At 73.2% G+C, this 19,833-nt stretch carries 18 protein-coding genes; 9 read left to right on the forward strand and 9 right to left on the reverse strand.

What is annotated here, in order from left to right:
- Positions 1-33: 33 nt before the first annotated feature.
- Positions 34-966, forward strand: coding sequence for a hydrogenase maturation protease (locus Sm713_RS41560; RefSeq protein ID WP_212914729.1), 933 nt, complete (start codon positions 34-36; stop codon positions 964-966).
- A 13-nt stretch (positions 967-979) separates the two neighbouring features.
- On the forward strand, positions 980-1,111 hold the full coding sequence (locus Sm713_RS41365; RefSeq protein ID WP_283249850.1) for a hypothetical protein: 132 nt from the start codon (positions 980-982) through the stop codon (positions 1,109-1,111).
- 161 nt (positions 1,112-1,272) lie between these two features.
- Here Sm713_RS41365 and Sm713_RS39490 read toward each other — a convergent pair whose 3' ends face one another.
- From Sm713_RS39490 to Sm713_RS39505, 4 genes are all read right to left on the reverse strand, one after another.
- Positions 1,273-2,088, reverse strand: a complete 816-nt coding sequence (locus tag Sm713_RS39490) for an enoyl-CoA hydratase (protein ID WP_212914730.1) — start codon at positions 2,086-2,088, stop codon at positions 1,273-1,275.
- 278 nt (positions 2,089-2,366) lie between these two features.
- Positions 2,367-2,819 (reverse strand): hypothetical protein, encoded by a 453-nt coding sequence (locus Sm713_RS39495; protein WP_212914731.1) that lies wholly within the window; start codon positions 2,817-2,819, stop codon positions 2,367-2,369.
- Between the two features lie 275 nt (positions 2,820-3,094).
- Positions 3,095-3,301, reverse strand: a complete 207-nt coding sequence (locus Sm713_RS39500) for an MbtH family protein (RefSeq protein ID WP_249416969.1) — start codon at positions 3,299-3,301, stop codon at positions 3,095-3,097.
- Positions 3,302-3,491: 190 nt separating this feature from the next.
- Entirely contained in the window at positions 3,492-4,145 is a 654-nt protein-coding gene (locus Sm713_RS39505) for a LuxR C-terminal-related transcriptional regulator (protein WP_212914733.1), read from the reverse strand.
- Positions 4,146-4,544: 399 nt separating this feature from the next.
- Between Sm713_RS39505 and Sm713_RS39510 the strand changes: the two genes are divergently transcribed.
- Together Sm713_RS39510 and Sm713_RS39515 are read left to right on the forward strand one after the other, a co-directional pair.
- Complete coding sequence (locus Sm713_RS39510; protein ID WP_212914734.1) at positions 4,545-5,720, forward strand: fumarylacetoacetate hydrolase family protein; 1,176 nt, start codon at positions 4,545-4,547, stop codon at positions 5,718-5,720.
- A gap of 131 nt (positions 5,721-5,851) precedes the next feature.
- Positions 5,852-7,246: an FAD-linked oxidase C-terminal domain-containing protein gene (locus Sm713_RS39515; protein ID WP_212915146.1), complete on the forward strand. Its 1,395-nt coding sequence runs from the start codon at positions 5,852-5,854 to the stop codon at positions 7,244-7,246.
- A 22-nt stretch (positions 7,247-7,268) separates the two neighbouring features.
- Here the strand turns inward: Sm713_RS39515 and Sm713_RS39520 are convergent, their stop codons facing one another.
- The 5 genes from Sm713_RS39520 to Sm713_RS39540 form a co-directional block, all read right to left on the reverse strand.
- Positions 7,269-8,147 (reverse strand): S1 family peptidase, encoded by an 879-nt coding sequence (locus tag Sm713_RS39520; protein ID WP_212914735.1) that lies wholly within the window; start codon positions 8,145-8,147, stop codon positions 7,269-7,271.
- 243 nt (positions 8,148-8,390) lie between these two features.
- Complete coding sequence (locus tag Sm713_RS39525; RefSeq protein ID WP_212915147.1) at positions 8,391-9,149, reverse strand: SGNH/GDSL hydrolase family protein; 759 nt, start codon at positions 9,147-9,149, stop codon at positions 8,391-8,393.
- A 319-nt stretch (positions 9,150-9,468) separates the two neighbouring features.
- The gene (locus Sm713_RS39530; protein ID WP_212914736.1) at positions 9,469-10,437 is read right to left on the reverse strand and encodes a pyridoxal-phosphate dependent enzyme; all 969 of its coding nucleotides are present in this window, start codon (positions 10,435-10,437) and stop codon (positions 9,469-9,471) included.
- 55 nt (positions 10,438-10,492) lie between these two features.
- Positions 10,493-11,098 carry an MEDS domain-containing protein gene (locus Sm713_RS39535; RefSeq protein WP_212914737.1) on the reverse strand — a complete coding sequence of 202 codons (606 nt, stop codon included), beginning with the start codon at positions 11,096-11,098 and terminating at the stop codon, positions 10,493-10,495.
- Positions 11,099-11,144: 46 nt separating this feature from the next.
- Positions 11,145-12,869 carry a CdaR family transcriptional regulator gene (locus Sm713_RS39540; protein WP_212914738.1) on the reverse strand — a complete coding sequence of 575 codons (1,725 nt, stop codon included), beginning with the start codon at positions 12,867-12,869 and terminating at the stop codon, positions 11,145-11,147.
- Positions 12,870-13,307: 438 nt separating this feature from the next.
- Between Sm713_RS39540 and dnaK the strand changes: the two genes are divergently transcribed.
- From dnaK to clpB, 5 genes are read left to right on the forward strand one after another with little or no spacing between them, the layout of a single operon-like run.
- A complete protein-coding gene (gene dnaK, locus Sm713_RS39545; RefSeq protein ID WP_212914739.1) occupies positions 13,308-15,212 on the forward strand; it encodes a molecular chaperone DnaK in 1,905 nt (634 codons plus the stop codon).
- A gap of 6 nt (positions 15,213-15,218) precedes the next feature.
- The gene (locus tag Sm713_RS39550) at positions 15,219-15,854 is read left to right on the forward strand and encodes a nucleotide exchange factor GrpE (RefSeq protein ID WP_212914740.1); all 636 of its coding nucleotides are present in this window, start codon (positions 15,219-15,221) and stop codon (positions 15,852-15,854) included.
- Positions 15,855-15,859: 5 nt separating this feature from the next.
- On the forward strand, positions 15,860-16,789 hold the full coding sequence (locus tag Sm713_RS39555; protein ID WP_212914741.1) for a DnaJ C-terminal domain-containing protein: 930 nt from the start codon (positions 15,860-15,862) through the stop codon (positions 16,787-16,789).
- A complete protein-coding gene (locus Sm713_RS39560) occupies positions 16,786-17,193 on the forward strand; it encodes a chaperone modulator CbpM (RefSeq protein ID WP_212914742.1) in 408 nt (135 codons plus the stop codon). The genes Sm713_RS39555 and Sm713_RS39560 overlap by 4 nt, the downstream gene beginning before the upstream one ends.
- Positions 17,184-19,829 carry an ATP-dependent chaperone ClpB gene (gene clpB / locus Sm713_RS39565; RefSeq protein WP_212914743.1) on the forward strand — a complete coding sequence of 882 codons (2,646 nt, stop codon included), beginning with the start codon at positions 17,184-17,186 and terminating at the stop codon, positions 19,827-19,829. Before Sm713_RS39560 ends, clpB begins: the two co-directional genes overlap by 10 nt.
- Positions 19,830-19,833: the final 4 nt, after the last annotated feature.

Here is a 19,833-nt window from a genome sequence, read left to right on the forward strand (position 1 = left end):
CACCACGGCGGCGGGACACCGCCGGGAGGAACGATGACCCCACGCAGCGCACAGCCCCCCGCCGGGCGCACCGACGCCGGGGAGCGGCCGGCGCGGTCCGTGACCGTGGACGGTGTCCCGCTGACCCGCGGCAGCCGGGTGCGGCTGCGTCCCCGCGCGCGGGGCGACGTCCTGGACTCGGCGCTGACCGGCCGGCTTGCGGAGGTCGACGCCGTCGAGGAGGACAAGGAGGGCCGCACCCATCTCGCCGTGACCCTGGAGGCGGACGAGGGCCGCCACTTCACCACGGGCCTCGGGCACCGGTTCTTCTTCGCACCCGAGGAGGTCGAGCCCGCGGGACCGCCGGACGAGCGCCCCACGCGTCTGCTGGTGGCCGGGATCGGCAACGTGTTCCTCGCCGACGACGCGTTCGGCCCCGAGGTCATCACCGCGCTGGGCACGAACCCCGAGGGGCTGCCGCCCGGGGTGCAGGCGGCGGACTTCGGCATCCGCGGCCTGGACCTGGCCTACCGGCTCCTGGACGGCTACGACGCCGTCGTCCTCGTGGACGCCGCACCGCGCGGCGGGCGCCCCGGCACGCTGTACCTGATCGAGCCGGACGCCGGCCCGGACGAGGACCCGGCGGCCGGTGCCGCGCCGGAGGCGCACGGCATGGACCCGGTCCGGGTCCTCGCGCTCGCCGGCCGTCTCGCGGGGGACTCGTGCACGCCCCTGCCCCGTGTCGTGGTGCTCGGTTGCGAGCCCCTGGTGCGGGTGCGCGGCGACGAACCGGACGTCACCGTCGGCCTCAGCGAGCCGGTCCGGGCGGCGGTCGGCGAGGCGGTGGCGCTGCTCGACCGCGTGACCGGAGTCCTGCTGCGGGACCCGCGGGCGGCCCTGGACGGCCTGCCCGCCCCCGCGGCCCGTGCCGAGCCCGTCCCACAGGGCACACGGCGCGCACCGCAAGGCCCCACCCCCACAGGGTAAGGAGGTGAATCGCATGAAGTACGGCATCCGCATCCCGCCGAGGGCCGTCCGCGTCATGGTGGTCGCTCTCGCGGCGACCACGTTGGCGGCCATGGCGTGCAGCGCGCCCGACCTGGTGCGCTACATGAAGATCAGGAGCATGTAGGCCCCAGGCAGCTCAGGCAGCTCAGGCAGCTCAGGCAGCTCAGGCAGGTCCGGCCCGAGGCGGCGGCGAGCACATCGCTCTCGCGCCCGCGCGGCGGGCCTGCCGCTGCGGGTCGGCAGAGCGCCGGCCGGGCACCGGTCCGCCGGCGCCGCTCGGAGCGGCTATCTTCCCTGCCACCGCGGGGCGCGCTTGCCGAGGAACGCGGTGACGCCCTCGTGGAAGTCCCGGCTGCCGTAGCACATCTCGTACAGGTCGTCGCCGTGGCCGGGGTCGGCCGCGGCCAGCACGCGCCGGTCGGCCTCCTTGATCGCCGCCAGCGTCAGCGGGGCGCAGCGGGCGATATCCGCGGCCAGTTCGCCGACCCGGTCGTCGAGGCGGCCGGGCTCGACCACCTCCGTGACGAAGCCCGCCTCGTGCGCCTCCGCGGCCGGGATCAGCCGGGCGGTGAGCAGGGCGCGCAGCGTCCGCGCCCGGCCGAGGCCCGCGTACAGCCGGGCGATGGCGGTCGGCGACAGGCAGTTGCCGAGGGAGCGTCCGATCGGGGCACCGAACACCGCGTCCGGGGTGCACACCACCAGGTCGCAGGAGGCGGCGACGACGAGTCCCGCGCCCACCGCCGGCCCCTGGACCACGGCCACCGCGGGCATCCGCAGGCCGGCCAGGCGGCCCACCGCGCGGCCGACGCGGTGCTCGTAGGCCACACCGTCTTCCCCCGAGGTGACGGCCCGGAACTCGCGGATGTCGGTGCCCGCGGCGAACGCGGCCTCGCCGGCGCCCCGCACCACCGTGAGCCGCACCTCGTCGTCGGCGTCGATCTCCTCGCAGGCGCTCTCCAGCTCGTCGTACATCCGCAGCGTGAGGGCGTTGCGCTGGCGGGGGTTGGCCAGGGTGAGGTGGGCGGCGTGCGCGCCGGTGCCGGGAACCGGGTGCTTGGCCCAGTGCACCCGGGGGGTCTCGGGCTCGGTGGAGTGCGTCATAGGGCGGGGCCGTTCGCGGGGCGGGCGGGGTGCCGTGGATGCTGGTCGTTCACGTCTCTCCCAGGATCTCGTCGGAGTACCGCCGGACGGTGGGGCCATCGCCGGGAGATACCGTATCTGCTCGCTCTCACGGGCCCTGCTCGCGGAACTCCCCGTTCCGGACCGCCGGCAAACACGTGATCGGGTCGGGGGTGGACGGTACGTGGGAGGGGATCCTCGGTGCGGTCGCGGCAGCGGCGGACACCGATGGCGACATGCCGGGACCGTCGCGGTGGACGTCACCGTCGTGCGCCCTCGCCCATGACCGCGGTGACGCCCAGCACCAGCGCGTCGTCGGTGAACGTCTTCTCGCCGACGAGGACGAGGGCGAGGGCGTCCGGGTCGCCGTCCTCGGCGAGCATCCGGCCGGCGAGCTCCACGGAGACGAGCGCCGAGGCGCAGGCCTGCTGGTTGAGGGCGAACGTCTGCGCGTGGGAGAGCCCCAGAGCCTCGCGTGCCTCATGCAGCGGGTTGAGGGAGTAGGGGGCGGCCACGGGCATGGTCCGGGCCTGCACGACGTAGCGGACCAGGTGCCCCTGCCCCCGCAGTTCCGGCAACGACCTCCCGGCGGCGACGAGCTGCCCCGCCATGCCGATATCCGGGTCGCTGTGGACCGTTCGGAAGCCGTAGTACTGTTTGTGAATTTTTATTTCCCGCTCGCTGAGCCCGAATCGGTTGAGATATTCGACCACGGACTCGCTATGGGAAGGCAGATAGGCCGAAACCGCGGCAAGGGATATCAAGGTTGCCTCCTGGAATAGGCATGCGCCCATTACAGGATCTGGACGGCGCCGTGGCACGGGTAGTAGCCCACGGGCGGTCCAAGTACCTGCACTTTCGGGTAGGGATCCGTGGGGCCTCGGTCAGGGCCGGATGCGGGGCGCCACGCACCGCAGCGAGGCGCCGCGACCGGCTGTCTCCGCCCGTCACACGGTGTCCGCCAGGGCCACCCGTGCGGCGGAGCGGGTCAGCTCTTCGTCGCCGTGATCGTGCTCCGGGGCCGGATGTCCGTCCAGTGCTCCTCGATGTAGGCCAGGCACGCGGCACGGCTGTCGCGCTCGCGCACGACGCGCCACCCCCCGGGTGCCTCCACGGAGAGCGGCCACAGGGAGTGCTGGCCCTCGTCGTTGATCAGCACCTGGAACTCGGCATCCGCATCGTCGAAGGCGTTCACTCGGTTCTCCTCCACTCGTCGTCGACCGTCCCCTGACACGGGAACGGTGTCGGCCATCCCGGCGGGGCCTCGCCGGCGCGATCCGCTCGCGACGGGTCCCGCGCCCCCGGATGACCTGGGCATCCGATCAGGACCGGGGCACCTGATCAGGACCGGGGCACCGGATTGCCCGCCGGTGCCCGGGAGGCGCTCATACGATGCCTTCGTTGATCGCCATGATGACGGCGGTGGTTCTGTTGGGGGCGCCCAGCTTCAGCAGGACCGCACCCACCAGGCGCTTCACACCGTGCGAGGAGATCCCGAGCGCCTTCGCTATCTGCTTGTTGCTGAATCCCTGGGCCAGCAGACCCAGCGTCTCCTTCTTCCGCGCCGTGAACGCGACCGACAGGCCCGCGGCCGAGCGGTGCACCTTGCCACGGCTGGAGGCCAGCAACTCCCGGGCCAGCCGCGCGGGCATGGGGATCTCGCCGGCGACCACCCGGTGCAGGGCGGTCTCGATCGACCGGGCGGTGGCGTCGGCCAGGGAGATGACACCGTCGCACGGCAGGTCCCCGTGCAGCGAGATCTCCCGGCTGCGTACGTCGTCGCCGACCAGCAGGACGAACGGCCTGTCCCGGTCGGTGTCGAACAGCCCCTCCTCGGCACACCGCCTCCACTGCTGAGGGGTCGCCAGGACGATGCGTGCCTCCGCCTTCACGTGGCCGGACCAGTCCTCGGGCCACTCCGTCACCGAGGTGACCTGGGGGATCTGGGCGAGTAGCGAATTCAGACCCCGGCGGAGCACCTCTGAATCCACCAGCAGCACAACGGAGAACTGCTGCATGGCGGCTTCTGCAATAGGCATGAATGATTCCCATCCTGAAGAATCGGTGGGGGGCGACGCGCAGGATGCGGACGGGCCCTCAGCGAGCCGGCGCCCGTCCGGGGCCGCGGCGGCGCAGCCGGATGGTGGCCCTCGTGGCCCACTCCGCTGCTGTCAGGGGTCGACCGCCGTGCTGCTCATCGGACATGCGCCTGTCCCATCTTCCCGTCGTGACGACGGCAGCGTCGTGAACTGCTTCTACTCTCGGTGGCCGGAACAGGACACGGAAGTCACGAGGGCACGTTATTTGACTGTTAAACAAGGTACGAGTGCAGGCACTCTGGGAGCGGAGCCGCCGTCGTGATCTCATGAGGAGGACTCCGGCCGGAAACGCCCACCGGCACGGCCGCGACCCGTCACCCGCACCACGCAGCAGGAGGAATGGTGGACCCGAACGCTCTGTCACCCGGCTCTGTGCTCCCCGAGGACGCGGACGGTGCCGCCCTCGTCGCCCGCGTGCAGGAGCCGGAGTGGGGCGGACCGTGCGTGGCCGCCGTGCGCGGCGAGGAGGTCGTCGACCTGACCGCGCTCGCCCCCACCGTCTCTGACCTGCTCGAGCGCGACGACGCGGCCGAGCTGGTGCGCCGCGCCGAGGGCGGCAGGACCTGGCGGCTGGGAGAGCTGCTGGCCGCCACGGCCGAGGGCCGCCGCGACGTGCCCCACCTGCTCGCCCCCGTCGACCTCCAGCTCCTCAAGGCGGCCGGTGTCACCTTCGCGCGCAGCATGCTGGAGCGGGTCATCGAGGAGCGCACCGGCGGCGACCCGGCGGGCGCCGAGCGGGTGCGGGAGCTCGTCGCGAAGGCCGTCGGAGGCGCCCTCGCCCACGTCACGCCCGGCTCCCCGGAGGCCGCGAGGGCCAAGGAGCTGCTGATATCCGAGGGGCTCTGGTCGCAGTACCTGGAGGTCGGCATCGGCCCCGACCCCGAGGTCTTCACCAAGGCGCCCGTGCTCTCCGCGGTCGGCACCGGCGCCGACATCGGCATCCTGGCCTCGTCCGTGTGGAACAACCCGGAGCCCGAGGCCGTCCTCGCCGTGGACTCCAGGGGCCGGGTGCGCGGCGCCACCCTCGGCAACGACGTCAACCTCCGCGACGTCGAGGGCCGCAGCGCGCTGCTGCTGCCCCGCGCCAAGGACAACAACGCGTCCTGTGCCATAGGCCCCTTCCTCCGCCTCCTCGACGACGGCTTCACCCTCGACGACGTCCGGGGGCTCGACATCGAGCTGCGGGTCGAGGGACCGGACGGGTTCGTCCTCCAGGGCCTCAGCTCGATGCGGGAGATCAGCCGGGACGTGCTCGACCTGGTGGCCTCCGTGCACGGTCCCCACCACCAGCACCCGGACGGCTTCGTGCTCTTCACCGGGACCCTCTTCGCGCCCACGGAGGACCGCTCGGTGCCGGGCGAGGGCTTCACCCACGAGCGCGGTGACGTGGTCCGGATCTCCAGCCCCCGGCTGGGCGCCCTGGTGAACACCGTCACCACCAGCGAGAGCGCGCCGCCGTGGGAGTTCGGGATCACCGCGCTGATGCGCAACCTCGCGGCACGGGGCCTGCTGTGAGCGCCGCCGAAGGCCCGGCCCCGAGCGACGCGACCGGGCCTGAGCCCTCCGCCACCCGACCCGAGTCCTGCCCAACTGGGCCCGAGTCTTCCGCCACCGGGCCCGAGCCCTTCGTCCCTGACCCCGAGGCCCTGCCCACCGCACTGGCCGAGCTGGCCGCGCACCTCCCGGACGGCGCCCTGGTCACCGACCCGGACGTGCTGGAGGCTCACCGCGGTGACCGCGCCCCGTTCTGCCCGAGCGGCACTCCCGCCGCCCTGGTACGCGCCCGCAGCACCGACGAGGTGTCGCTGGTGCTGCGCACCGCCGACCGGTACCGCGTCCCCGTGGTGCCGCAGGCCGCCCGGACCGGCCTGGCCGGCGGCGCCAACGCCGTCGACGGCTGCATCCTGCTGTCGGTGGAGCGCATGGACCGCATCCTCGACATCGACACCGTCGACCAGGTGGCGGTCGTCGAGGCCGGAGTCGTCAACGCCGACTTGTCCCGCGCCGTCGCCGAACACGGCCTGTTCTACCCGCCCGACCCGTCCTCGTGGGAGATGTCGACGCTCGGCGGGAACGCCGCCACGAACGCCGGGGGCCTGTGCTGCGTCAAGTACGGCGTCACCGGCGACTTCGTCCGCGGCCTGACCGTGGTGCTCGCGAGCGGCGAGGTGCTGCGCACCGGCCGCCGCACCGCCAAGGGCGTCGCGGGATACGACCTCACCCACCTGTTCGTCGGCTCCGAGGGCACCCTCGGCGTCATCACCGAGGTGACCCTCGCACTGCGGCCCGCCGCCCAGGCACCGCTGACCGCCGTCGGCTTCTTCCCGGCACCGGCGGCCGCGTGCGCGGCGGTCGCCGACTACATGGCGGACGGCACCCGGCCCAGCCTGCTGGAGCTGATGGACCGGCCCACCATGGACGTCGTCTCCGCCTACCGCGACCCGGGCTTCCCGCCCGACGCGGGCGCCGTGCTGATCGCCCAGTCGGACCGCGGCGAGCAGGCGCCCGCGGACCTGAAGCGGTTCGCGGACATCGCGGCCCGGCACGGCGGTGACGCCATCGTCTCCGAGGACCCCGCGGAGGCCGAGCTGCTGCTGGCCGCCCGGCGCATGGTGGCGGTGGCCACCGAGCAGCTCGGCTCCTACCTCGCGGACGACGTGTGCGTGCCCCGCCGCGTCCTCGCCGAGCTGGTCGACGGCGTGCAGGACGTGGCCCGCGAGCACGGGGTGCGGATCACCTGCGTCGCGCACGCCGGGGACGGCAACCTCCATCCGCATGTCCTCTTCGATCCGGCGGATCCCGACGAGGTGGCGCGCGCGCACCGGGCGTTCGGCGCGGTGATGGACCTCGGGCTCGCCCTCGGCGGCACCATCACGGGCGAGCACGGAGTCGGGGTGCTCAAGCGCGACTGGCTCCGCAAGGAGCTGGGACCCGTCGGGCTCCGCGTCCACCACGACATCAAGCGCGCCCTCGACCCGGGCGGCATCCTCAACCCGGGCAAGGTCCTCGCGGCGCCGGGCCCCGCGCCGTCAGCCGGTTAGACCAGCCCTTCGGATCGGCCGGTCACAGGAGCGAGAGGCCGTAGGCGCTCAGGGGTTCGACGACGGGCTGGAAGAAGGTGGTGCCGCCCGATGAGCAGGTGCCGCTGCCGCCCGAGGTGATGCCGAGCGCGGAGTGGCCCGTGAAGAGCGGGCCGCCGCTGTCGCCGGGCTCCGCGCAGACGGTGGTCTGGATGAGGCCGGTCACGACGTCGCCGCCGCCGTAGTTCACCGTCGCGTTGAGCGCGGACACGGTGCCGCAGTGCACTCCCGTGGCGGGCCCCGTGCGGCACACGCTCTGGCCGACGGACGGCGTCCGGGCGTCCATGATGTCGATCAGCGTCCCGCCGGGACCGCGCACCCCGCCCTCCGCCTGGCTCGGGTCGCTGTATCTGATGAGGCCGTAGTCGTCGCCGGGGAAGCTGCTCGCGGTCACCGGCCCGATGGACCACGTGCCGCCGCCTTGCGTGCAGTGTCCGGCGGTGAGGGCGTACGCGGTGCCGCCGGCGTCCCTGACGTTGAAGCCCACCGTGCAGCGCAGCCCGCCCGGGCCGGTGATGATGTCTCCGCCGGCCGCCCGCTCGGCGAGCCGGCCCGGGATGCGGCGGATCTCCAGCGCTCCGGCCTTGACGCGCGCCGCGGCCCTGATCCGGGCGATGTCCCCGGCGCCGACCGTACGGTCCGCGGTCACCACGAGGGTGCCCCGCGCCGGGTCGGTGTACCAGGCGGTGCCCGCCACGTCGGCTCGCCGGACGGCCGCGTCGGCGGTCGCGAGCCGGCCCGGGCCCGCCCCGGCAGCGGCGGCGTTCTGCGCGACGGCGACGGGCGCGATGGCGGCGACGGCGGCCAGCAGCCCGGAGACGACGGCGATCCTGCGCACGCAGCGTGCGGACGTCCTGCTCATGGCATCCTCCCTTGGTCCGGTTCGGACGACGCGAGGGTGCCCGGTGTGTCGCATCAGCTCCCTCGATGCATGGTCCTCCGGCGCGCGAGCGCCGGACAAGGCGGGGATCCGGCCGGTCGGGAGGACTGCCGTCCAGGCCGACCACCGTGTCCGGGGCGCACGTGGAAGAGCCTCCGTCGCTGACGGAGGCTCTCTGCCGCACCAGTGCGTTCATGATGGACTTTCAGAGGTGGTCGGGGCCCCTCAGCTGCCGCTGACGCTGTTGAACACGGGGTAGTAGCCGCTGGAGTGGCCGGTGGCGGTGGGGTGGTACGACTCCCAGCTCGGGGAGACGACGAGGGAGTGCAGCCAGTCGTCGCCGGAGCAGAGCTCGTGTCCGCTGAAGGTGGAGCTGACGTCGCCGTAGACGAAGCCGTGGTTCTGCGAGGCCGTCCTGATGACGCTGTTGAGCATGTCCGCCGCCTCGTCGATCTTGCGGTGCTTGGTGTCCGAGAGGCCGACGCAGAACACGTTGAGCGTGTAGATGCGCGGGTAGCCCAGCACGACCACCCTGGCGTTGGGGGCCTTGGCGCGTATCGCGTCGTAGGTGGCCTTCAGGCGGCCGGGAAGCGTGTTCTGGGCGTAGCTCTCGGCCTGGTTGACCCGGTTGACGCAGGTGCTGTCTGAGCCCGTCACGCAGGTGGTCATCACGTCGGAGAAGCCCGCGTCGTTGCCGCCGATGGTGAGGGAGACCAGCCCGGTGGAGGCGCTCAGGTGACCGAGCTGGCTGTTCGTCACGTCCGTGGTCACCGCGCCCGAGCAGGCGTCGTCGTTGAACGAGGACGGCTGGTGGGCGTTCTTCCACAGGTAGGGGTACGCGCTCAGGCTGCGGTGGCAGTCACCGCTCGAACTGTCGTAGTTGCCGGCACCGTTGCCGGACGAGTACGAGTCACCCAGTGCCACATAGGCAGGTCCGGCAGCCTGTGCCGGACCTGTCAGAACAAGGCTGAGCACCGTCGCCATGGTCGCGGTGGCGAGGGCGGACAGCGCGGATCTGAGTCTCACGAGAGCCTCCTTGGGCGCGACGGGTAGCTACAGAGGTAGCTACGCGGGTAGCTACTCATTGGTAGCAAGCGTTGGCGCCCAATGGAAGTGTGCATGTCAAGAATTAATGGTTGTCCGGGGGTGTACTGGGACTCGGGTGACCATGTCAGGGCGCCCGACCGGGCGCGCGCGCCCGGTTGCCCGGGAGGCGGGATGATCCCGGTTCAACCCGCTTCGCGGGCATGCCGGTTGGCCGGAGCGCCGGGGTCCGGTGGCGGCCGGGTGAATACCCCGGTGGTCAGTCCTTCAGCAGCTCGGCGAAGCGCCCGGCACCGATGTTGCCGCCGGAGATGATCACGCCGACGCGTGGCGGGACGGGTGCGAGCCGGTGGAACAGGAGGGCGGCCAGGCCCACGGCGCCGCTCGGTTCCACGACGATCTTCAGCCGTTCGAACGCCAGCCGCATCGCCTCGCGGATCTCGTCCTCGGCGACCGTGACCACCTCGTCCACCAGCCGCCGGTTGATGGAGAAGGTGAGCTCGCCGGGGGTGTCCGCGGCCAGGCCGTCGGCGATGGTGCGCGGCACCGGGATCGAGATCCGGCGGCCCTTCGCCAGCGACTGCTGGGTGTCGTTGCCGGCCTGGGGCTCGACCCCCACGACCCGGGTCCCGCCCGACACCCCCTTGACGGCCGTGGCGCTGCCGGCCATCAGCCCGCCGCCCCCGACGGGCACCAGCAGGGCGTCCAGCCCGGCGGCGTCTTCGAGCAGTTCGAGCGCGGCCGTGCCCTGCCCCGCGATCACATGCGGATGCTCGTACGGCGGGATGAGCGTGAGCCCGCGCTCGGCGGCCATCGCCGTACCGAGCGCGACCCGGTCCCCGGTGTAGCGGTCGTAGCTGACGACCTCGGCGCCGTACCCGACGGTGGCGTCCAGCTTGGCGGCGGGCGTGTCCTCCGGCATCAGGATCACCGCGGTCGTGCCCAGCTCCCGGGCGGCCAGCGCGACCGCCTGCGCGTGGTTGCCCGAGGAGTAGGCGGCGATGCCCCTGGCCAACTGCTCCTCGGACAGGCGTGACGCCGCGTTGTACGCGCCGCGGAACTTGAACGCGCCTATCCGCTGGAAGTTCTCGCACTTGACGAGCACGTGCGCACCGGCCAGCCGGTCCAGGGTGCGCGAGCGCAGGACCGGCGTGCGGTGCGCCGTGCCCTCGATCCGCTCGGCGGCGGCGCGCACGTCCGCCAGGGTGACCCGGGCCGTGTCCGTCATGCTGGTGACTCCTCCACACCGGTACCGGCCCCGTCGGCCGGCCCAGGTCAGGAGCCTAACCCGGCTCCCCTCCGCCGCAAGCGCAAGGGTTCTCCATCACCATGCCGCCCAGCAGCACCTTGGGGTGGACCCTGACCAGCGGGACGACCGCCTCGCTGCCGAACAGCTCCAGGTCGTACAGGCACATGCCCGCCACCGGCCGGGCGGCCAGCCAGCGGGTGGCCGCCGCCTCGTAGCCGACCAGGTCGTCGACGAAGTCCGGCGCCACCAGGGGCCCCGCCCAGCTCATGTCGGCGGCCAGCCGGACGAGCGGAGGCGGATCCGGTGCGAGGACGGTGTCGGACCAGGCGGACAGCAGGGCCAGCGCCCGGTCCGCGTCGAAGACGCCGTCCCGCAGGTACAGTTCCGGACCCCGGATGCGCAGGTCGTCCGCGTACGGGCGAGCAGCGGGGTCCTGCCGGGCCAGCACGTCCCGGATGGTGCGGCCCTCACCCTCCGCCTCCAGCAGCAGGCAGGCGTCCCCGGCCAGCAGGCCGTCCGCGAGGAACGGCGCCAGCAGCCGGTCGCGTTCCGCGCGGCCCCGGTACAGCACGCACACGTGCTCGCCCGGGTCCACGGCCACCCCGCTCACCGCGGCCGGCGGCCTCTGCCGCTCCACCATGCGCCTCCCGCTCCACGGCGCCGCCCCGCCGTGTGGCGCCGACCCCTCACGCCGGGCCTCCCAGGACCTGCCACACCCGGGTGGCGACGTGCAGGTTCAGCCGGCTGTCGACGTCCGAGAGGTCGCTGCCGCTGATCTCGCGGATGCGCCCCAACCGGTACCGCAGGGTGCTGCGGTGGATCGCCAGGGCCTCGGCGGCGCTGTCGTAGTTCCCTCCGCACTCGAAGAACTGGAAGAGGGTGCGCACCAGCTCCGAGCGGTGCGCGCCGTCGTAGTCGAGCAGGGGTCCCAGCCACTCGCGGACGAACCCGTCGACCTCCCGGTCGCCCGCGTCCGGTCCCAGGATGCGGTAGAGCCCGAGGTCCTCGAAGGCCGTCGCACCGTCCGGCGCCCGGGAGTGCCGCCGCACCTCCAGGGCCCGCTCCGCCTCCCGGAACGACCGCGGAAGGCCGCCGGGGGCTTCGCAGCCGCCGCCGACACCGATCGCCCCGCCGGACGAGCCCAGTTCGCGGGCGAGCACCCGGTGGAGGGCCCCCGCCGGCACGCGGCCCTGGACCACCAGGACCACCAGGTCGCTGTGGGCCGCCGCCAGCGTCCGCATCCTCAGGCCCGCGGCCGCCCGGCCGACCACCCGCACGAGTGCCTCGCCGGCGGCGTGGCCCGCCCACCGCACCACGGCGATGCGATGCGTGCCGTGCAGGTCGTGGCCGACCGCGGCGGCCCGCGCGAAGGCGCTGTCGTCGTCGGTGCCGTCGATCAGGTCGTCCACCAGGCCGCGCCGCAGGCGCAGCTCCACGTCGGCGAGGCTGCGCAGATGGGCCAGTTCCAGGGCGAGCACGGTGCACGCGTGGTCGAGGGCGAACTCCTCGTGAACGCCGCTACCGGCCTCCTGGCCGATCAGCGCGAGCAGGCCAAGCACCTCGCCGCCGTGCCGGACCGGCGCCACCAGCCGGCCCCCCACCCGCACCGGCCGCAGCTCGCGCGCCACGCCCTGGAGGAGTTCCTCGTGCTGCGCGGCGTCCGGTTTCGGATACGGCTCCGGCCTGCCGGGGCCCGCCCAGGCCTCAAGGTTGCCGAACCGGTCCTCGACCGCCACGGGACGCCCGGTGAGCCGGTGGACCGCCTCGGCGACGCCCCGCACGCCGGCACCGCTCGCGGATGCCTCGCCGAGGGCCTCGTGGACGGTCCGCCGGTGCTCCAGGTCGGAGATCGACTCGGTCAGCCGGGCGCTGACCGCGGCGCTCTCCTCGTCCAGCCGGGCCAGCTCCCGGGCGTGGGCGCGGTCCCTGCGGCGGGCCCGCGCACCGGCGAGGGCCGCGGCGGTCTGCTGGGCGAGGACGCGCAGGACGAAGCGGTCTTCCTCATCGGGCGGTGCGGGGGCGCTGCACACCAGGTAGCCCAGGGTGCCGTCGTGGCCGGCGGCGCCGTCGCCGGTGTGCAGCGCGAAGGCCCAGCCCCATGCGCGGCCGCGCACCTCGATCGGCCCCTCCCGGCCGGACAGCGCCCTGACCTGGCTGTCCAGGCCGGGCACGCCAGGCCGCCGGTCGCTGGGGGCCCGCACCGGAAGGCGGTCTACGACGAGGAAGCCGGCCTCCGCGCGGCAGGGCCCCAGGGCGGCCACGGCGGACAGGGCCCGGTGCAGGACGGCGCTCTCGTCCCACTCGCCGTTCATGATCTTCGAGAGCACGTGGACGCTGTACAGATCGGCCAGGTGCGCGCGGTCCCCGGTCCGCCGTCGGGACCTCTCGGCCGTCCCCGGGGTCGCGGTCATGTGAGCTCCGTGCTCGTCGTCGCCCTGCTCGTCGTGGCCCCTCGCCGGGGTCGCCCCGCCAGGTCGCCCTGCCGGGGCCGATCCGCGCCGGTGGACCGGATCGGTTCCGCCGAGCCCCCCTCCACCGTAGTGCTTTATGCGTGTATCGCACCATTTTCTCAGTGATCGTTCTCGGCCCGCCGTGGCGAGAAATCCGCCGGATTTGGGCCCCGCGGGGGCAGGCCGGCCCGCGCTCCCGGTCGCGATGCTGAACCTGTCGCCGGTCGACGGTGACGACCGCGCACCGTGCGAGGCAGGCCGCCCGGCCCGGACCGGGGAACCGGGCTCGCCACCCGGGGCGCCGGCAGCCGGAGCGGCAGCACCACAACCAGGCCGGCGATGAGCGAAACGCCTCGACGCATGCACACCCGAACACGGGCTTCGACGAAGGAGTACCTCATGGCCAAGGCAGTCGGGATCGACCTGGGAACAACGAACTCGGTGATCGCGGCCTGGGAGGGCGGCGAGGCGACGGTGCTTCCCAACTCCGAGGGCAGCCGCACCACACCCTCGGTGGTGGCCTTCACCGACACCGGTGAGCGGCTGGTCGGCCAGCTCGCCCGCCGCCAGGCGATCCTCAACCCCAAGGGCACCGTCTATTCCTCCAAGCGCTTCATCGGACGCCGTTTCGACGAGATCCCCGAGGAGGCGAAGGCGGTCGGCTTCGACGTCGCCGCCGACGACCAGGGCAATGCCCGCTTCGAGGTCCGCGGCAAGCTCTACGCGCCGGAGGAGATCAGCGCGCTCGTGCTGCGCAAGCTCGCCGACGACGCCGGCAAGCAGCTCGGTGAGCGGGTGACGGAGGCGGTCGTCACGGTGCCGGCCTACTTCAACGACGCCCAGCGCACCGCGACCCGGGACGCCGGGCGCATCGCCGGCCTGGAGGTCCTGCGCATCATCAACGAGCCGACGGCTGCCGCGCTCGCCTACGGCCTGGACAAGAAGGGCCACGAGACGGTCCTCGTGTTCGACCTCGGCGGCGGCACCTTCGACGTGAGCCTGCTCGACGTCGGCGAGGGAGTCGTCGAGGTGCGGGCCACCGCCGGCGACGGCCACCTCGGCGGCGACGACTTCGACCGGCGCCTCGTGGACCACCTGGCGGACCGGTTCCAGCAGGAGAACGCCATCGACCTGCGGCAGGACCCGCAGGCTCTGCAGCGCCTCTTCGAGGCCGCCGAGAAGGCCAAGACGGAGCTGAGCTCGGTCACCCAGACGCAGGTCAGCCTGCCGTTCATCACGGCCGACGCCTCCGGCCCCAAGCACCTCACCGAGACGGTGATGCGCTCGACGTTCGAGCAGATCACCCAGGACCTGCTGGAGCGGACCATGGAGCCGGTCCAGCGGGCGATGGAGGACGCCAAGATCGGTGAGAACGACATCGGCGAGGTCATCCTCGTCGGCGGTGCGACCCGGATGCCGGCCGTGCAGAGCGTGGTGCGCCGCCTCACCGGCGGCAAGGAACCCAACATGAGCGTCAACCCGGACGAGGTCGTGGCGCTGGGTGCGGGGATCCAGGCCGGGGTGCTCAAGGGTGAGGTCAAGGACGTCCTGCTGCTCGACGTCACGCCGCTGTCGCTGGGCGTGGAGACCGCGGGCGGCGTGATGACGAAGATCATCGAGCGGAACACCACGATCCCGGTCCGCCGCACCGAGACGTTCTCCACCGCCGAGGACAACCAGTCCGCCGTGGACATCGTGGTCCTCCAGGGCGAGCGTGAACTCGCCGTGGACAACCGCGTGCTCGGCAGGTTCCGCCTGGAGGACATCAGGCCCGCGCCGCGTGGCGAGCCGCAGGTCGAGGTCACCTTCGACGTCGACGCCAACGGCATCGTCAACGTCACCGCGCGCGACAGGGACACCGGCGCCGAGCAGAGCATCACCATCACCGAGGGCTCGAACCTGGAGCGCGGCGAGGTCGACCGGATGATCCAGGAGGCCGAGGAGCACCGCAGCGAGGACAAGGCCCTGCGGGAGGCCGTGGATGCACGCAACGAGCTGGACGCCGCCGCCTACCAGGTCGAGCGCCAGATCGGTGAACTCGGCGACGCGGCCCCGTCCCACGAGCGCTCCCGCGCCGAGATGCTCGTCGCCGACGCCCGGGGCGCCGTCAAGGAGCAGGCTCCGCTGGATCGGGCCAGGTCGCTGACCTCGGAGCTCCAGCAGGTGTACGCCTCGCTCGCCGCCCACCGCTCCGGCGCGGGCGCCGGCGCGAGGGGCCAGTCGGAGCCCGGCGAGGAGCGCGGAGAGGGCGGCCCCCGCCGGTCCGACGACGACGTGATCGACGCCGAGTTCGACAAGAGCTGAGGTCCTATGTCCACCGAGCAGGAGCCCACCCAGGGGGCCGAACCGCGCCGGGAGCCGCCGACACGGGAGCCAGCCGTGCAGGAGCGGGCCGCCGCGCAGGAGGAACTGCCCGTGCGGCAGCCGGAAGAGCAGCCGTCCGGTTCGGCGGAGCAGGAGCCCGGACCGGTGGAGCAGGAGCCCACCGGGGCCGGGGACCGCCGCGCCGCGGACGTCGCCGAGCTCCAGGACCGCTGGCACCGCGCCCTCGCCGACCTGGACAACCTCCGCAAGCGGCACGCCAAGGAGCTCCAGCACGCGCGTGCCGACGAGCGCGCCCGCACCGCCGCGGCGCTGCTGCCCGTCATCGACAACCTGGAACTGGCCCTGGAACACGCCGGATCCGAGCCGTCCGCCGTCCTCAAGGGCGTCGAGGCGGTGCGCGACCAGGCCGTCGAGACGTTCGGCGGGCTCGGCTACCCGCGGTTCGAGGAGACGGGCGTGCCCTTCGACCCGGCCCGGCACGAGGTCGTCGGCACCGTCGACACCGCCGACGGTGCCGAGACCGAGCCGAACACCGTGGTCCAGGTCGTGCGGCCGGGGTACGGCGCGGGCGAGGACCTGCTGCGCCCCGCGTCCGTCGTGGTCAGCAAGCGGTGGGAGTGACGTCCATGGCACGGGACTTCTACAGCGTCCTCGGGGTGGCGCGCGACGCCGGCCAGGAGGAGATCCAGCAGGCCTTCCGGGCGCTGGCGCGCCGCTACCACCCCGACATCAACAAGGACCCGGGAGCCGAGGAGCGCTTCAAGGAGCTCAACGAGGCCTACGGCGTGCTCTCCGATCCGGCGACCCGGCGCCGCTACGACCGCTTCGGAGAGGACTTCCGGAGCGTCCCGGAGGACCCCGAGGAGCGGGTGGCCGCAGGTGCGGGAGCGCGTGGCGGCCCCGGTGGCGCGGGAGCGCGCACCGGCTTCGGCGGCGGTTTCGAGGGCATCGACATCGACGACCTGCTCGGCGGGATCTTCGGGCGGGGCGCGGGCCGGGGCGGGGCCTGGGGTCCCGTGCCGGGCGCCGACCAGGAGGCCGAGCTGCCACTCGGCGTCGAGGACGCCTACCGCGGCGGCCGGCGCTCCGTCACCCTCTCCGGCCCTGAGGGGGAGCGCACCTACGGGGTCAACGTGCCGCGCGGGGTGATCGACGGGCAGCGCATCCGGCTCGCCGGAGAGGGCGGCCGGGGCAGCGGCGACGCCCCGCCGGGCGACCTCTACCTGCGGGTGCGGATCAAGCCCGACCCGCGCTACCGCCTCGACGGCCGGGACATCCACGTCGCCGTCCCGGTGAGCCCCTGGGAGGCGGCGCTCGGTGCCACGGTGCCCGTGCGCACCCCGGGCGGCCCCGTCAAGCTCAACGTGCCCGCCGGCTCCTCCAGCGGCCGCCGGCTGCGGCTGCGCGGCGAGGGGGTGCCCAGCCCGCGCGGCCGCGACGGCGACCTGTACGCCGAGGTCCGCATCATGGCGCCGCCCGAGCCGAGCGACCGGGAGCGTGAGCTCTTCGAGGAGCTGGCGGCCGTCTCCACCTTCGACCCGAGGGGGACAGGATGACCGACGACCCGCGGCGCGCCGCCGCATCCGCCCGCGGGCGGCCCGCGGCGCCGGCGCGAGAGCGCACACGCCCACCGGACGTCCTCGTGCGCAGGTACGCCCTCGTACCCCTGGACCGGCTCAGCCTGGACGTCACCGCCAGGCGCTCCGGCCTGCATCCGGACCTCGTGCGGCGGATGGCGGCACTCGGTGTCGTGGACGCCGCGCGCGACGCCGGCGGCCGGCTGTGGTTCAGCCCCGACGCCCCCGCCGCCCTCGCCCGGGCCCAGCGGCTGCGTGCCGGACTGCACCTCAACTACGCGGCCGTCGGGGTGGTGATGGACCTGCTGGAGCGGATCGGCGAGTTGGAGGCCGAGCTGAGGCGCAGCGACGCCGGCTGCAGGAGTGATGAATCGTGGATATGAACCGCCTCACCCACAAGTCCCAACAGGCGCTCCAGGACGCGCAGACCGTCGCGGGTCGGCTCGACCAGTCCGAGGTCGACGGGGAGCACCTGCTGCTCGCGCTCCTCGAACAGCCGGAGGGGCTCGTGCCCCGGCTGGCCGTGCAGGCGGGCGTCGACACCGAGGGGCTGCGCACCGCGGTGTCCGCGGACCTCGCCCGCCGGCCCGGGACGACCGGGCCGGGCGCGGCGCCCGGGCAGGTGTACATCACCCAGCGGCTCGCCGGGGTGCTGGACGCGGCGGAGCAGGAGGCCAGGCGGCTCAAGGACGAGTACGTGTCCGTCGAACACCTCGTCCTGGCCCTCGCCGACGAGGGCTCGCGCACCGCGGCCGGCCGCCTGCTCAAGGAGTACGGCCTCACCAAGGAAGCGTTCCTGAACGCCCTGACCCGGGTCCGCGGCAACCAGCGCGTCACCTCGTCGACCCCCGAGGCCGCCTACGAGGCGCTGGAGAAGTACGGCCGCGACCTGGTGGCCGAGGCGCAGGCCGGCAGGACGGACCCGGTGGTCGGCCGGGACGCCGAGATCCGGCGGGTGGTGCAGATCCTCAGCCGGAAGACCAAGAACAACCCCGTGCTGATCGGCGACCCGGGCGTCGGCAAGACGGCCATCGTGGAGGGCCTCGCCCAGCGCATCGTCCGCGGCGACGTGCCGGACGGGCTGCGCGACAAGACCGTCTTCGCGCTCGACATGAGCTCCCTGGTGGCCGGCGCCAAGTACCGGGGCGAGTTCGAGGAGCGCATGCAGGCCGTGCTCGGCGAGGTCAAGGGGGCGCAGGGCAGGATCCTGCTCTTCATCGACGAGCTCCACACGGTCGTCGGCGCGGGAGGCGGGCCCGAGGGCGCGATGGACGCGGGGAACATGCTCAAGCCCATGCTCGCCCGCGGTGAGCTGCACATGATCGGCGCCACCACGCTCGATGAGTACCGCAAGCACGTCGAGTCCGACGCCGCCCTCGAACGCCGCTTCCAGCAGGTGATGGTGGACGAGCCCGGAGTCGAGGACACCGTCTCCATCCTGCGCGGCCTGCGCGAGCGCCTGGAGGTGTTCCACGGCGTGCGCATCCAGGACACCGCTCTGGTCGCCGCGGCCACCCTCAGCCACCGCTACATCTCCGACCGGTTCCTCCCGGACAAGGCCATCGACCTCGTGGACGAGGCCTGCGCCCGGATGCGCACCGAGATCGACTCCATGCCCGCCGAACTCGACGAGATCACCCGCCGGGTGACCCGTATGGAGATCGAGGAGGCGGCCCTGGCGAAGGAGGACGCCCCGGCCAGCCGCCAGCGCCTCGACGACCTCAGGCGCGAGTTGGCCGACCTGCGCGCCGAGGCCGACGCCATGCACGCCCAGTGGGACGCCGAGCGCCAGGCCATCCGGCGTGTCCAGGAGCTGCGCCAGGAGCTGGAGCAGGTGCGCCAGGAGGCCGAGGAGGCCGAGCGGCGCTACGACCTCAACCGGGCGGCCGAACTCCGCTACGGCAGGATCGCGGAGTTGCAGCGCCGCCTGGAGGCCGAGGAGGAGGCCCTCGCCGGCAAGCAGGGCGAGACGCGGCTGCTGCACGAGGTGGTCACGGAGGACGAGATCGCCGAGATCGTGGCGGCCTGGACCGGTATCCCCGTGACCCGGCTGCAGGAGGGCGAGCGGGAGAAGCTGCTGCGCCTCGACGAGATCCTCGCCGAGCGGGTGATCGGCCAGGAGGAGGCCGTCGCTCTGGTCAGCGACGCCATCATCCGGGCGCGCTCCGGCATCCGCGACCCGGCGAGGCCCATCGGCTCGTTCATCTTCCTCGGCCCCACCGGCGTCGGGAAGACCGAGCTGGCCAAGGCGCTCGCCGCCGCGCTGTTCGACAGCGAGGAGAGCATCGTGCGCCTGGACATGAGCGAGTACCAGGAGCGGCACACCGTCAGCAGGCTGGTCGGCGCCCCGCCCGGATACGTCGGTTACGAGGAGGGCGGACAGCTCACCGAGGCGGTGCGCCGGGGGCCCTACTCCGTGGTCCTCTTCGACGAGATCGAGAAGGCGCACGCCGACGTGTTCAACACCCTGCTCCAGGTGCTCGACGACGGCCGCATCACCGACGCCCAGGGCCGCACGGTCGACTTCCGCAACACGGTCCTCATCATGACCTCCAACATCGGCTCCACCCATCTGCTCGACGGTGCGACCGCGGACGGCGAGCTCAAGGCGGACGCCCGCGCCCTGGTGATGGGAGAGCTGCAGAGCCACTTCCGGCCCGAGTTCCTCAACCGCATCGACGACATCGTGCTGTTCAAGCCGCTCGCCATGGACCAGATCAAGCGGATCGTCGAGTTGCAGTTCGACGACCTGCGGCAGCGCCTGGCCGAGCGGCAGATCACCGTCGACCTCACCGACGACGCCCGCGAGCACATCGCCCAGCAGGGCTTCGACCCCGTCTACGGTGCCCGGCCGCTGCGCCGGTACATCTCGCACGAGGTCGAGACGCTCATCGGACGCGCCCTGATCCGCGGTGACGTGCAGGACGGCGCGGCGATCCGGGTGGATGTCCGGGACGGAGAACTGACCGTCACCTATGACGGGCCCGAGCGGCGGGCCCACGTCGGAAAGGCAGCGTGAGAGC

This window comes from Streptomyces sp. TS71-3 (assembly GCF_018327685.1).
Classification (GTDB): domain Bacteria; phylum Actinomycetota; class Actinomycetes; order Streptomycetales; family Streptomycetaceae; genus Streptomyces.